Source organism: Clostridium sp. DFI.1.208 (genome assembly GCF_024463855.1).
Classification (GTDB): Bacteria; Bacillota_I; Bacilli_A; order Erysipelotrichales; family Erysipelotrichaceae; genus Clostridium_AQ.
In genome coordinates this window covers 1-255 of the sequence record NZ_JANGCA010000321.1, presented here as the reverse complement: position 1 = coordinate 255, position 255 = coordinate 1, and the positions used below count along the sequence as shown (strand labels likewise).

At 43.9% G+C, this 255-nt stretch carries 1 pseudogene; it reads left to right on the top strand.

The annotated features are described in order from the left end of the window. A pseudogene (locus NE665_RS24530) lies at positions 1-255 on the top strand (AAA family ATPase); the annotation flags it as partial.

Sequence of the window (255 nt, the reverse complement as noted above, 5' to 3'; positions counted from 1 at the left end):
CGTATATTACTTGCTGATGCTGACGGCCAAGCCAACTGTTCAAAGTCTTTCATCGACAAAAAATTAAAACGAGACCCTGCGTATTATGAAAGCAGTCTCGATGGAGATAAAGAAGCAGCCTTCATCCGTCGTTATATGAATCAGGATCATGGCGCAACGATCTCTACGATCTTCGAAAGTCCGAAAGCAGTTAGCTCTTGTATCCAACATACATCCTATGCGAATCTGGATATCATCCCCAGTGATCTGACGCTC